Annotated in this window: 8 protein-coding genes and 3 pseudogenes; 1 reads left to right on the forward strand and 10 read right to left on the reverse strand. The window is 55.9% G+C overall.

The annotated features are described in order from the left end of the window. Positions 1-42 precede the first annotated feature (42 nt). The 9 genes and pseudogenes from V7Q49_RS06465 to V7Q49_RS06500 form a co-directional block, all read right to left on the reverse strand. Positions 43-441 (reverse strand): hypothetical protein, encoded by a 399-nt coding sequence (locus V7Q49_RS06465; protein WP_333849915.1) that lies wholly within the window; start codon positions 439-441, stop codon positions 43-45. Between the two features lie 2 nt (positions 442-443). Next, a complete protein-coding gene (locus V7Q49_RS06470; protein ID WP_333849916.1) occupies positions 444-1658 on the reverse strand; it encodes a hypothetical protein in 1215 nt (404 codons plus the stop codon). Further along, positions 1651-4170: a type VI secretion system Vgr family protein gene (locus V7Q49_RS06475; RefSeq protein WP_333849917.1), complete on the reverse strand. Its 2520-nt coding sequence runs from the start codon at positions 4168-4170 to the stop codon at positions 1651-1653. The genes V7Q49_RS06470 and V7Q49_RS06475 overlap by 8 nt, the downstream gene beginning before the upstream one ends. An 83-nt stretch (positions 4171-4253) precedes the next feature. Then, positions 4254-4412 (reverse strand): annotated as a pseudogene (locus V7Q49_RS23515) (Clp protease N-terminal domain-containing protein); the annotation flags it as partial. A gap of 274 nt (positions 4413-4686) precedes the next feature. Beyond that, positions 4687-4937 (reverse strand): annotated as a pseudogene (locus V7Q49_RS23520) (type VI secretion system contractile sheath small subunit); the annotation flags it as partial. Between the two features lie 278 nt (positions 4938-5215). Further along, positions 5216-6091 carry a 4Fe-4S binding protein gene (locus tag V7Q49_RS06485; protein WP_333849918.1) on the reverse strand — a complete coding sequence of 292 codons (876 nt, stop codon included), beginning with the start codon at positions 6089-6091 and terminating at the stop codon, positions 5216-5218. Further along, positions 6091-6924 (reverse strand): dimethyl sulfoxide reductase anchor subunit family protein, encoded by an 834-nt coding sequence (locus V7Q49_RS06490; RefSeq protein WP_333849919.1) that lies wholly within the window; start codon positions 6922-6924, stop codon positions 6091-6093. The genes V7Q49_RS06485 and V7Q49_RS06490 overlap by 1 nt, the downstream gene beginning before the upstream one ends. Then, positions 6917-7549 (reverse strand): DMSO/selenate family reductase complex B subunit, encoded by a 633-nt coding sequence (locus tag V7Q49_RS06495; protein ID WP_333849920.1) that lies wholly within the window; start codon positions 7547-7549, stop codon positions 6917-6919. The genes V7Q49_RS06490 and V7Q49_RS06495 overlap by 8 nt, the downstream gene beginning before the upstream one ends. After that, positions 7533-9932: pseudogene (locus tag V7Q49_RS06500) on the reverse strand (DMSO/selenate family reductase complex A subunit). The gene V7Q49_RS06495 and the pseudogene V7Q49_RS06500 overlap by 17 nt, the downstream one beginning before the upstream one ends. A 296-nt stretch (positions 9933-10228) precedes the next feature. On the opposite strand from V7Q49_RS06500, the gene V7Q49_RS06505 reads away from it, so the two are divergent. After that, positions 10229-11839, forward strand: coding sequence for an FAD-NAD(P)-binding protein (locus V7Q49_RS06505; RefSeq protein WP_333849921.1), 1611 nt, complete (start codon positions 10229-10231; stop codon positions 11837-11839). Here V7Q49_RS06505 and V7Q49_RS06510 read toward each other — a convergent pair. Next, positions 11826-13139 carry an amidase family protein gene (locus V7Q49_RS06510; protein ID WP_333849922.1) on the reverse strand — a complete coding sequence of 438 codons (1314 nt, stop codon included), beginning with the start codon at positions 13137-13139 and terminating at the stop codon, positions 11826-11828. The genes V7Q49_RS06505 and V7Q49_RS06510 overlap by 14 nt on opposite strands. Between the last annotated feature and the right edge of the window lie 12 nt (positions 13140-13151).

The following is a 13151-nucleotide window of genomic DNA, read 5'->3' on the forward strand; positions in this document are numbered from 1 at the left end:
TGTATATTTTCTTTCAAAGCCTTAGCCTGTGATTGCAAACGATCAATTCTTGGCTGTTTTTACTTTTATTACATATACCTTATCAATTTTACTTCCTGGAGTCGTTGTTCCCATTGAGTATCCGTTAATATGGACTAGTACTTCCCCTACCTCTTTAGGTTTCCCACTAATTCTTATATAATGATAATCTTCATCTACTCTTTCTGCCCCCCCTCTTTCCAACTTGGTCACCTTTGGATTCCATTTTAAGCCTGTATTCTGAGGGGATATGTTCACTCCAACATTTTCTTTAAATAAAATGACATTAGTTATTTCAACCTCAGCTAAATAATCCTGACCAACAATTCCGTCAGGGAGATTATTTCCTCCGGGTAAGAAATTTGGGGCAGTACTGCTACAAGCAGAAATCAAGAAAAGGATAAAAGGAATAATCTTCTTCATGGCTATTTCATTGGTTTAAAAACCACCCCTCCAAAAACATGCTTCGCGAAGTAGCTGAGAGTACTATTATTTTTTGTTTGCCAATCAACCCTTCCCCAAGAGAAAAGCTTTAGCTCAATTAATTCATCACTATCTTTGATAGTAATATCCCCACCATTAACTTTGCAAACAGCGTCATCCCAAACAATCCAATGATTCTTTGACGATGAGTCACCAGAACCCCACCCCTTTAACATTCCTGCAGATATCAGAGTTACAACTCTGTATCCTTGTTGCATATATGAATTAAGCTTTACTATATCTGCTTCAGTGGCATGTGAAAGGCTTGTATTATCGAATATTTTCTCATAACCTGCTTTTTCGAACCATTCTGTCAACCTCCCCCACATTGTAATACCAGCAACCTGATCACCCACTTCATCGTAGCTCATGATGGAGTTTTCAGAATCCCTCAGGCTAGCCAATGTGATCCAATCCAGGCCAGATACTGCTTCTCTACCGTACTCATCATAAAAACTACCTTTGGGATGTCTACACCCATTTCCAGGTGAAATATCCAGTGTGCCTATTTTAGTTTTACCGTGCAACCAAAGCTCATTAACTGCTTGTTTATAAACATCTGGCCTGTCCATCAGCAGGCAATAAAAGAATGATGCAGGCCCACACAAGCTAGTCCCCCCTTGATTAGGATAAGTACTATGCTTTATTCTTGACGTAAGTTGACTCTCTATTTTTTTCTTATCGAAAGGATCATCAGCACTGCCGATAGGATATTCCTTTGCTATAAAAGCTCTTTCAAGGCAGGTAATCTGCACACTAAGAATATTTTCATCTCTATTATCATTAATGGGTTTAGTCTGAGCTTTAGTCTCAAAATAACAGACATTTTCTCGCTTACTTTTTGAGTATGCTTTTCCGGAAGAAATTTCACCCAGTGTGTACATTTTTTTAGCCGGAGATGGAAGCACAGAAATCAACTTACCACCGTGTTTGCGGTATAAGTTAATTTCCATAATGTAGATTACAGACAGTTCATCCTCTGTCTCATTCGTTTCATGGGACTGAGTTTGATAATTGGGGGTTACTGGTTGTTGCGCCACTGACAGTAACATATATTTTTTATTATTGGCGTCAGTTCTATACACATTGAGATCATAAAAAAGGTCAACTGCTGAAACATTCGATTCAATTTTTGTATAAACATTATACTTAGACATTGATTGTCTCCGGCATCATATGTAGCAGAACATCCTGAGTCTGTGCAGACGTAAACAACTTCGTATACCCCTCACCATCACTAACGCCCTCTGTTACTGAACCATCAGCCAGAAATGCCTTGTAAGGGGTATTAAGCATCGGTATGCCATTATCATCTGTACACAAGTAACGAATATTATGGCTGCCATCATCTATAGCATTTGCTAAAGGTGAAATCTCAGGCTTATGCTGCGCTCCCGCCTGTCTCGCATAATGCCCGGCTCTTGTCCTGAAATCGCCCATCGTCGCAAATTCAATGGCATTAACATCTAGAGTGATATAACTCCCACCGCCATTTACCGTTAGCTTCTTCTTCGCAATGATTTTGATTTCATCTTCCGTGCTGACGATGCTGATTTCCTTGCGTGCCAGCAATTCCATTAAATCATTCTGTGCCTGTACCTGCACCGGCCCCTGGTTCGCGATGAGCCGGATCCCGAGTTTGCGTACAAACACACTCAACTGTGCACCGACACCTACGAACAATTTTTTCACCACACTAATATCGGCATTATTTCCGGCGGTCACTACCAGATTCTGGCTGGCTGACAGTTGAAGGTGTGCCCCGCTTGTCACCGCCACACCCTCAGGAGCTGTCAGGTGCAACACTGAGGCCTTCAGTTCATTCAATTTTTTCTCCATCAGCGTTATTTGTGCCTGTAACTCCGCCGTACTCGCCTGTGAAGCTTCCGCATCATCAGAAATCGCCTGCATTTCTTCACTGGCAGCTTTCAGACAGCTCATCGCCGCCTGCATCTCCAGCGCCTGGCCCTGCGCCTGCGCCTGCCCGTCAGCACTGATAAAAATTCCTTTCTGCGCCCGGATGGCACCCCGGCTGTCGGTTCTGAGCTCAAAGCCTTCCCCGCGCTGTTGTTTTTCGCTGTCGACCAGATGCCCGAGATTCAGCTGGCTCTTGCCGCCGTACTCCGTCGAAACCTTGATATGCTCTTTCCCGCGCTCATCGTCGAGGCGGATTTTGTTGTTCGCCGGGGTACGCAGGACGTTGCGTTTGTAGTTGCGGATGGTGACGTGGTCGCCGTGGGCCGAGTCGTGCAGCACGCCAGAGATATACGGCCGGTCCGGGTTACCGTCCTCAAAGCCAATCGCCACTTCGGTACCCGCCAGCAGCGGCAGGTGCAGGCCGTAAGTGTCGCCGGCATAGGGACGGGACTGACGCACCCACAGGCTCTCGAACCCGGTCTCCCAGTTGTCCCGGTCAAACAGCATGTTAACGCGGTAGCGGCCGTCCTTGTCGATATGCCCGTAGGTGTCATTTTCGGTGGTACTGGTGACGCGGGCCGGTAAGGTGCCGGCCATCACCGGGCGTGAGCCTGGCTCCGGGCGGAAACTGAAATCAGCGCTGTCCGGGATACCGTGAAAATCAACCGCAAAGTCCTCGTCACGCCGGGCATGGCAGTGCATTGCCGTGACGACCACCCCCTGTGCAAACACCTCTGCCACTTCGTACCCGCCGGTGACTTTCAGAATCTGCCCCGGAGAGAGGGTCGGACAGCTGGTGATGGCCCGGGTCCGGGTCTGGCCATTCAGGTAGCGCTCATGACGGATGCGGGCGTAAAACGCCCCGGACTCCGGGGCCGGGTTGCGGTCATGGGACGTTCCCGCCGTCAGGTAGTTATCGGCCCAGTGATAGGCCTCTCCGTAAGTGGTGGCATCCCCGCGGGTCGCATCGACAAGGGTGTTCATGTCCTCCGTGGCCTGGCGATAGTTGTAATCGCGGGTGCTGACCTGCTTCTGCACCACGTTGTGACGACACTCCATCTCCCACACCGAGTCCATGCCTTTCGCATGCTGCCCGGACGGCGGCACCGACGGCAGCGTCAGGCCTTTCCCGTAACCCTGCTGGCTGTCGTAAAACTCCACCACGTCAATGTTCAGGCGCGTGTCGGTGGTAAAGCGGAACCAGATACCGACCTCACCCAGCAGGCGGGTGATAAAGTGCAGGTCGTCCTCGCCGTACTGCATCACCTGCTCACGGCGCGGGTACTCTTTACTCAGCGAGAACAGAAAATCCTGGCCGCGCATGCCGTGGCGCTCGCGCAGGATTTTTTCCACGATTTGCGGGACCGACATGTCCTGGTAAATGGCGTTCTGGTGCGAGCGGTCGAGCAGCGCCAGGCGTGGCCGCAGCGTCAGGGCGTAGCGGGTTTCATCTGCGGAGGTGCCAAGCCGTTCAAAACCTGTCACCACGCCCTGTATCACCCGCACCGGCTGCTGGATTCTGATGCCGTAACCCTGGTCAACCGGGGCCTGCAGCGTCAGGGAGCCGGGCTTCATCAGCATCATCTCTTTGCTGATGGCGTGGTTAGCGCTGGTGAACTCAATCCGGTAGCGGAACGGCGTACTCAGGGCTTCATCACCTTCAAACGCCAGCACATCAGGCCCTGCGTCACAGCCCTTCACCGATAATTGGTGATGGTTGTGGCTGAATCTTAACGGGGGATTATTACTCATGCGTCCCCTCCCTGTTGCACGTCAAACTCAAGACCGATACCCTCTTCCTTACTCCAGTTAAGGCGTAACGAGTGTGGTTTCTGATCCCGCTCATAACGCGTGAGACCTTTTTCGCCCTGCTCTGGCAAGTACCCGGGCAGAATTTCCGCATGACCACGTGCCTGGCACATGGAGGCCGCACCTTCCATCGCGAGGGCACAGTAAGGATTAAGACGGCGTAACAGGATGGCTGGATTTTCCATGAGAATCTCTCTTTATTAGTGCTGGACACGCTACCGCCCATCGCTTTTCCTCATTAAAGGAATCCAAAGCGCATAAGGTCAGGCAGATTTTTTTCTGTGCTGAATACCCTGCAAGGCTAATATTCAGCAAAAAGCAAACAGAACAGTCTGTTCCGGGAATCAGGCAATTTCAGTATCCACAGACAGCCGCATATTCCCGGTTAATTCATTACAAGAGGTGCTTACGTTTTATCTCGGGACAAGCGCACTAATTCCGTCCCGTAATATATTACGCATCGCCAGCCAGCGTGTTTGTGAGGCGAAGTAAACGTTAGGGATAAATTCAGAAAGGACACTATCGAAGTTAGTTATTGGAAATGACTTTCTTGCGTTCGGATAACGACTGGTATTCTTTGTCATCACTAATATGGCCAACAGTAAGGAGCCTAATCGGCAATTCAACTTTCTTATGTGCTCCCTTGCGTGGAGAACCAGCATTACATTTGTGCGAGCCCTGGACACTTCATCCTGAAATGTATCAGCCATAGTGGTTTCTTTTCCTTAAGAAAGCGTCGTTAAGTAAAGTCACGTTTATTCAAGAGAAAATAATAAAACAAAAAAATAAGAATAATTCAACTCTCTCATGGTCCAAAACTAGACTTCACTTAAATATCCTCCATCACCCATACAGGGAGAGAAATTAAACAGTCGCTATGCATTCAAAATGTTTATAATTCACAGAAAAGCGAACCAAATCCTTATCGAAAACAATTAACGCTATATAAATAGTTTTCTTACCACCACATATCGGCGGTAACTATAGGTTATGCCTCTCGCATATCATATGTATGACGCAGGCAAATAAAGCAGCGTTCAACCTTATCGCTAAACGTATAAAATTCCCGCTGACAGCATCGGCAGGTTTTTTGACGCCACGAAAAGCGCAATACCCTGTTATCACCCAACTGCCTGTCGATACGAACTGCATTCACGGGACACACCACGGCGCAGCTGTTGCAGCCGGTACAGGATGACGACGAGAACGTCAGCGCCCCCTCGCCCAGACTCAGCGCCCTCTCCCCGCAGACCCTGGCGCAGGCACCGCAGACCGTACACTGCGCCTGATCCAGCGACAGCTGATATTCACTGAGTGCTGAAAAAGCCTGACGCCGGGCCCGGCGTCCGATGCTCACGGTGGTAGACTGCACGTCCACCTCGCTGGCTTTGATAAAGTGTCGGCGTGCCGTGTTAATGGCTTTTTGCCGCGGGGGAAGGATTTGCCAGGCCGGGGTATTCAGCGCCCGGAGCCGGATATTCAGTGCCGCGACGGCGCGCACCCAGCCGGGGAAGGCCTCAAGCTCCATTTCAACTGCCCGGATCCCATGCTGCTGGTGCCACATCAGTAACTCGTCCACGGACGGCGCGAGCGTGGAAAAGGGCGCCACCAGCGTCGATGCCGTAAAGTGGCGGGTTTCTGGCCGAATGTTTTGCAACGCATCCGCCGGACAGACGAACAGGCAGCGGCCGCACTGCAGGCAATCCAGCGCGTTAAGGGTCGGCGTGGTGGCCGTAGCGGTAATGGCCTGCACCGGGCACACTGTCACGCAGGCCTCGCAGTCGTGGCGGGGTAGCTGTCTGCGCAGGCAGGACTCCCCCACGCCGGGCGGCGCGGGGGTTTGCATCAGGCTAAAGCGCGTCATCAGTTAATGCAGAAGAACATAAAGCGGAACAGCACTTCAGCCAACACCAGCAGCAGGCTGCCGACCATCAACCCGAGCTTGCCCTGACGCCATGCGCTAACCGCAAACAGCAGCGCACCGAGCACGGATAAGGTCCAGCTGAACAGCCGCAGTCCGCTTAGCTGGGTGAAGATCGCCATCGGCTGGTGCGGCAACGTGACAGCGCCACTCAGGCTGGCGCTCGCCAGATACGCCATATAATCCGGCTGCGCCAGCAGGCGTATGGCGACGATCGCCACCACCATCGCCGCCGCGAAACGCATCACCGACTGCCGCTCCCGGGCCACGGATCGTGCTTTGAGCATCGGCAGCCAGGCCAGTGCCACTGCGCCCAGCAACCCAACGGCACCGTAAAACATCAGCCAGGTGTTGAAATGGCTCCAGGTGATGACCGACGTATAGGCATAGATCGCGCTCATGCACCAGACATCAATCAACCCCAGCACGGCGGCCACGGGCAGTAACAGCGGGATCGGCTGCTTTCTGACCAGCATCACCAGCGTACAGAGCCCAAGCGCCGCCAGATACAGGCTGGCAAAGACGATCTCCCGACTCAGCCATGAGCTGGCGACGTGGCGCAGGGCGTTAAAGGCGTTCAGCGGGTAGCCGAGGTGGAGGGTGGAAACCATCAGTCCCAGCCCTCCGGCCACACAGGCGTTCAGCATGCCCGGCAGCAGCTGGGGTCTGACCTCGGGCACGCGCGAACCCGCCCGGGCGGACAGGGTCAGGAAGAGGGTCATACCCACCGAGCCCTGGACCAGCAGGGTAAAGATCAGAAGCGGTAACTCATGCATGCGGCTGTTCCTCTATTTCTGCGCCCTGATGCGCTTTAATCACCAGGTTGGGCTGGGTGATGGACGAAACCGGTAAACCCTGCACGTCACAGAGGCTGCCGTACTTCGCGCGCAGCTCCTCGATCGGCCCAAACTGGATCGCCCCCAGCGGACAGGTGGCGACGCAAATCGGCTGTTCGCCTTTGGCCTGTAAATCCACGCAGAAATCGCATTTTGACATCTGCCCGGTCTCTTCATTCATCTGCGGCGCACCGTAAGGGCACGACCAGGCGCAGTAGCCGCAGCCAACACATTTGTTGGTATCGACGCGGACAATGCCATCCCCCGGGCGCTTGTGCATCGCCGTGGTCGGGCAGTTTTTAGTGCAAATCGGATCCGCGCAATGGTTGCAGGAGATCGACAGGGTGAAGGCATAAACGTTATTGGCATAGCCGCCCTGCCCGGTCGGGATAAACCCGCCGCCCTTGACCTCGTAGACGCGGCGGAAACGACGACCCACCTCAAGGTTATGCTTATCTTTACAGGCCACCTGGCAGGCTTTGCACCCGGAGCAACGCGACGAGTCAATGAAAAAGCCAAGCTGCTTATCGCTGACCGGTGGGTATTCCTTATACTGCTGACTCATACTTTGCGACCTCCACAAGCATGGTTTGATGAGAGTTGCCTTTCGCAAGCGGAGTAATACGTGCGGAGCTCAGCACGTTGGCACAGCCGCCATGGTCGACGCCGTCGGCATCCGGCTGCCACCAGGCCCCGGCCTGCATGGCGACCACCCCAGGCATAATGCGCTGGGTGACTTCCGCCGGAACCTGGCAGACACCGCGCGGGTTGTGAATGCGCACGCTGTCTCCCTGTCGGATCCCCCGCTTTTGGGCATCCACGGGGTTGATCCACAGCTTCTGGATCTGCACTTCCTGCAGCCAGGGGTTGGCATACTGCGTGGAGTTGGCACGGATTTTCCCTTTCCAGGTGATCAGCTGGAGGGGGAATTGCTTCGCGAGCGCATCTTCCGGACCCTCGTGCGCCGGAACGTAATGCGACAGCGCCGGGATTTCCGGGTTGTTCATGTCGTACAGACGCTTCGAGAAGATCTCGATTTTCCCGGACGGCGTTGGGAAAGGATGATTCTGCGGATCGCGGATGTTGTCTTCAAACGCCACATACGGCTTGCTCTTGAAGAGATGCTGACGTTTTTCCCGCAGCTCAGCGAACGTCGGCAGATGTTCATCCGGCATGGAGAGGCGGGTCTGCTCCCAGATATGTTCAATCCACGCCTGCTCGGTGCGCCCTTCGCTGAACTGCGGCTCGATCCCCAGCTTCGCGGCCACTTCCCGCTGCCAGTCATAGTCAGAGCGGCGTTCAAACTCCTGCTAGATCAGCTTTTCTGACAGGACCAGGTAGCTTGCCGTCCCCCAGGTTTCCCCGATGTTCCAGCGCTCCATAAAGCTGGTTTCCGGCAACAGCAGATCCGCATAGCGGGCGCTCGGCGTCATATAGAGGTCGCTGGCGACGATAAACTCGATTTTCGACTCATCCTCCAGTACCTTCACCGCTTGATGCAGATCCGGGTTCTGGTTCGCCAGATAGTTACCCGCCAGCGAGAAGAGTATACGGATATTGCTTTTGAGCTTGTCCGTCCCTTTCAGTCCCGCTTCCGGCGTCACCTTGCTGGCATCGTCGGCGGCCTGAACCCAGTTCATGATCGAGATGGACGCTTTGACCGGGTTATCCGGCATCTCCGGCCCTGCGGCAAATTTACGGTTGGCGCAGCCGCCGTAGCCCGCCGCCCAGCCGCCTTTGATCCCGACGTTGCCGGTGAGGGTCGCCAGCAGCGTCGACCCGCGGGCGGTACGCTCGCCACAGTTGTGTCGCTGCGGACCCCAGCCCTGAATCAGGGCCGCCGGTTTGGTGTTGGCGTAATCCCGCGCTAGCTGGCGAATGGTCTGTGCCGGGACATGGGTGATCTTTTCCGCCCACTCGGGGGTTTTAACCTGCCCGTCTTTCTCCCCCATCAGGTAGGCCACCAGCGACTCGTTAGCGGGCACGCCTTCCGGCATGGAGGCCTCGTCAAAGCCCAGAGTGTAGCGTTCGATGAAGGCCTTATCGTGCAGATTTTCGCTGACGATGACGTACATCATCGCGTCCATCAGGGCGTTGTCGGTGGCGGGCAGCAGCGGGACCCACTCATCGGCCAGCGATGCCACGGTATCGGAATAACGCGGATCGACGACGATAAAGCGGGTGCCGTTCTGTTTCATCTGCTGAAAATAGTGGTTGGTATGGCCGAAAATGGTTTCGGTCGGGTTATGTCCCCAGAGGATCACCAGCTTCGTGTCCGCCAGGGTATCCAGCGAGTTACCGCTGGCGGCGGTGCCGTAGGTATAAGGGGTGGCGGCGGCGGTGTTGCCCATACTCACCGAATGGTAGTACTCCAGATAGCCCCCGGTGAGATTGAGTAGACGACGCATCATTTTATCGCCGGAGAAGGTGCCCCCGCTGGTGGCGGTATTGTTGTGCACAAAGCGGCAATCGGGGCCGTACTTGGCGGTGATGCGTTGCAGGTTGTCGGCGATTAGGGTGGTGGCCTCTTCCCAGGAGATACGCTCAAACTTCCCCTCCCCCCGTTTACCGACGCGCTTCATGGGATATTTCAGGCGATCCGGGTGGTAGACAAACTTGCGATAGCTGCGGCCGCGCACGCAGGCGCGCATCACCGGCATCTCGGGATCGAGCGCGCTATCCGGGCGCGTGGTGATCCGGGTGACTACGCCGTCCGCGACGTGGGCGCGAATATCACATTTGCCGCCGCAGTCGAAGGTACTGCAGGTCTGGACGACGCGCTCAGTCGTCGCTTGCGCGTCTGGCACCGTCCCGGCCGCGGTTTTCGCGGCACGCGCCTTGCCGGACATCACAAAGGGCAGCGTCACCAGGGCTGAGCCCGCCTTGAGCAGTCCTCTGCGCGTGATGTCGGGAAAAAGCGCGGCTCTTTTTTCTTTGCGTTCTGACATATTATTCCCCCTCAAAAAGAGGGGGCATTCTTCCCCATAACTTCAATGCGGTAATTGATGTGAATCAATTGAGAAAATAAGCCCTGTTCCCGCCGCGTCATTTTTATTTTATGCAGATAAAACAATTGAGTGTGCAAATGCTGCATTTAATACACATTCATAAAACTAATGATTCAGGGGTATCCCTGGGCTGCCGGTTTGCTCATTTTGCGTTTTCATCCACACTTATTTTTCATGGATTAATAATGTGCGTGTCTGAAACGATGTTCAGGCAGGCAAAAAAAGGGTGAGCATAGATGAAAAGGATCGCCATTATCGGCGCTGGGCCGACCGGCATTTATACGTTTTTCTCGCTACTGAATCAGGGGACGCCGCTCTGCATCACTGTCTATGAGCAGGCTGAAAAAGCCGGCGTCGGCATGCCCTACAGCGACGAAGATAACTCCAGACTGATGCTGGCCAACATCGCCAGCATCGAAATCCCGCCCATTTTTTTAACCTACATCGACTGGCTGCGAAGCCAGGACGATGCCCATCTGGCGCGCTACGGCGTGGAAAAATCGTCGCTGCACGTGCGGCAGTTCCTGCCGCGCATACTGCTGGGGGAGTATTTCCGCGATCAATTTGTGCAGCTGGTCGAGCAGGCGAAAAAAGCGGGTTTTGAAATCGAGGTGCGCGAATCCTGCCAGGTCACCGACGTGGAGGCCACCCCTGAGGGGGTCAATATTCTGGCGGGAGATGACGCCGCGCCGACGCCGTTCGATCTGGTGGTTATCGCCACCGGGCACGTCTGGCCTGAAGAAGACGCCGCTTCGCGCTCCTTCTTCCCCAGCCCCTGGTCCGGGCTAATGGAGGCCAAAATCCTCCCCTGCAACGTGGGCATTATGGGCACCTCGCTGAGCGGGCTGGACGCGGCGATGGCCGTCGCCGTTCAGCACGGCAAATTCATTGAAACCGATGATGAACAGATCCACTTCCGGCTGGACGAGGGCAGCGAAGCGCTGAAGATCGTGCTGATGTCCCGCTCGGGTATTCTGCCGGAAGCCGATTTTTACTGCCCAATCCCCTACGAGCCGTTAACCATCGCCACGGAAGCGGCGATAGACACCGCTATCGAACAGGGCTCAGAAGGCTTACTCGACCGCATCTTTGATCTTGTGGTTGCCGAGCTGCAGCATGCCGACCCGCAGTGGTGCGATGCGGTGGCGTTAGAGACCCTGACCGCCGACACTATTCGCGACGCCTGGTTTGCCGACCGGGAAAAACATGGCCCGTTCCGCTGGGCGGTCTCTAACCTCGATGAAGTGGAGCGTAACAAGCGCGACAAACGCACCGTGCCGTGGCGCTACACCATCCTGCGCCTGCACGAGGCCGTCGAGAAGATTGTGCCCCACCTGACGAAACAGGACAAAGCGCGCTTCAAGGTCGGCCTGGCGCGTATTTTCATCGACAACTATGCCGCCATCCCGTCCCAGTCGATTCGCAGACTGCTGGCCCTGCGCGAGGCGGGTATCATCAGCATTCTGACGCTGGGTGACGATTATGAAATGGCGGTCAAAGAAGATCGGACGGTGATTCATGCCCGGGGCGACGCCTTTTACTTTGACGTCTTTATCGATGCGCGTGGGCAGAAACCGCTCAAAACTCAGGATCTGCCGTTCCCGGTCTTGCGACATCAGCTGGAATCAGCCGGAGAGGACATTCCCGACGTCGGGGATGACTATACCCTGCTCGCCCCCGATTACCTGCGCGGGAAAATTGCCTTCGGTGCCCTGCCGTATCTGATGCACGATCGCCCCTTTGTGCAGGGGCTGGTGGTGTGCGCCGAAATCGGTGAGGCGATGGCCAAAGCCGCGGTACAGCCCGCCTCGCGCGTGCGCCGCCGGCTGCCGTTTACGGCAGACTGAACGCGGTTTCGCAGGCGGCGGCCAGCGCCAGCAGCGCAGTCTCCTCTGCGGCGGGAGAGAGAATTTCGAACCCCACGGGAAAGCCGGTTCGGGTCGTGCCGCAGGGAAGCGTGATGGCGGCAAACCCGCTGATGGCCGCCAGCTCGGGTGCACAACCGGGCGGCATTTTTGCCAGGCTCTCCGGGATCCGGCCCACCGTCGGATAGAGAAAACCGTCGAGTCGCCCCTGCTCTGCCAGCAGACCAAGCGTCTGGCGCAGCCGACGCCGCAGCTGTCGCCCGGCCCGCCATGCCGGTGATTTAATTTTTTCGCAGGCGAGCATCTGGTTTAACAGCGGCAGAAACTCCGGCAAAAACTGCCCGGAGGCGACTATCGCCTGGAGCCCTTCGGGTGCGCCAGGGTGTCGGCGTAACCAGGCGTCAAAGGCCACGCGAAACTCATACAGGCTCAGGCAGGTGGCACTCGCTACCTCGGGCAGGATCGGCAGGCCAACATCCACGAGCGTGGCACCGCGCCGCCTCAGGGTCACGAGGGCGTCATACCAGACGGCCAGCTGTTCAGGATCGTCCCCTTCCACCGCGCGGATCACGCCCAGCCGCACGCCTTTCAGCGACATGGGCTCAAGGGTGGACGGCGTCTGCCCATGAATAACCGCATGCAGCAGGGCTGCGTCCTGCACGCTGTGCACCATCGGGCCGACGGTGTCTTTACTCAGGGAGAGCGGCGCGATGCCCTGCATCTGCGCCCTGCGCACCCGCGGTCTTAATCCCACCAGCCCGGTGTAGCTGCACGGAATACGGATCGAGCCGCCGGTATCGGTGCCGAGCGCCCCCTCCGCCATCCCGGCCGCCACCGCCGCCGCGCTGCCTCCGCTGGAACCGCCTGCGGTAAGGGTCGGAAATGTTGGATGACGTACGTCCCCGCCCAGCGAGCTGCGGGAGCGGACGTCAAAAGCAAATTCGGACATATTAGCCCGGGCCAGAATAATCGCCCCGGCCTGCCGCAGCCGACGCACCACCAGCGCATCCGTTGTCGCCCGCAGCTGCGCCAGCGCGGCGCAGCCCAGCGTCAGGGGCAGCCCGGCGCAGGCGATGTTATCTTTGACGATCAGCGGCACGCCGTGCAGCGGCCCGGTCAGCTGGCCGCGACGGCGCAGTGTTTGATACCGGGCCGCCTCAGCCAGCGCGTCCGGGTTGACCCCGAGAAGGGCATTGAGCTGCGGGTGCGCATCGATCGTGGTCAGCCGCCGGGTTATCTCCACTACACAGTCCGTCGGGGGAGTCAGCCGTTGTTTTTTCATCGCATCCTCTGT

The sequence above is a fragment of the Leclercia sp. genome, from assembly GCF_036780805.1.
Lineage (GTDB): Bacteria > Pseudomonadota > Gammaproteobacteria > Enterobacterales > Enterobacteriaceae > Enterobacter.

What these genes read in the sequence shown, in the direction of transcription:
- V7Q49_RS06485 (WP_333849918.1), bottom strand. Translation starts at nt 6,091, where the DNA reads ATGACGCGCTTTAGCCTGATGCAAACCCCCGCGCCGCCCGGCGTGGGG.
- V7Q49_RS06505 (WP_333849921.1), top strand. Translation starts at nt 10,229, where the DNA reads ATGAAAAGGATCGCCATTATCGGCGCTGGGCCGACCGGCATTTATACG.
- V7Q49_RS06510 (WP_333849922.1), bottom strand. Translation starts at nt 13,139, where the DNA reads ATGAAAAAACAACGGCTGACTCCCCCGACGGACTGTGTAGTGGAGATA.
- V7Q49_RS06495 (WP_333849920.1), bottom strand. Translation starts at nt 7,549, where the DNA reads ATGAGTCAGCAGTATAAGGAATACCCACCGGTCAGCGATAAGCAGCTT.
- V7Q49_RS06465 (WP_333849915.1), bottom strand. Translation starts at nt 441, where the DNA reads ATGAAGAAGATTATTCCTTTTATCCTTTTCTTGATTTCTGCTTGTAGC.
- V7Q49_RS06470 (WP_333849916.1), bottom strand. Translation starts at nt 1,658, where the DNA reads ATGTCTAAGTATAATGTTTATACAAAAATTGAATCGAATGTTTCAGCA.
- V7Q49_RS06475 (WP_333849917.1), bottom strand. Translation starts at nt 4,170, where the DNA reads ATGAGTAATAATCCCCCGTTAAGATTCAGCCACAACCATCACCAATTA.
- V7Q49_RS06490 (WP_333849919.1), bottom strand. Translation starts at nt 6,924, where the DNA reads ATGCATGAGTTACCGCTTCTGATCTTTACCCTGCTGGTCCAGGGCTCG.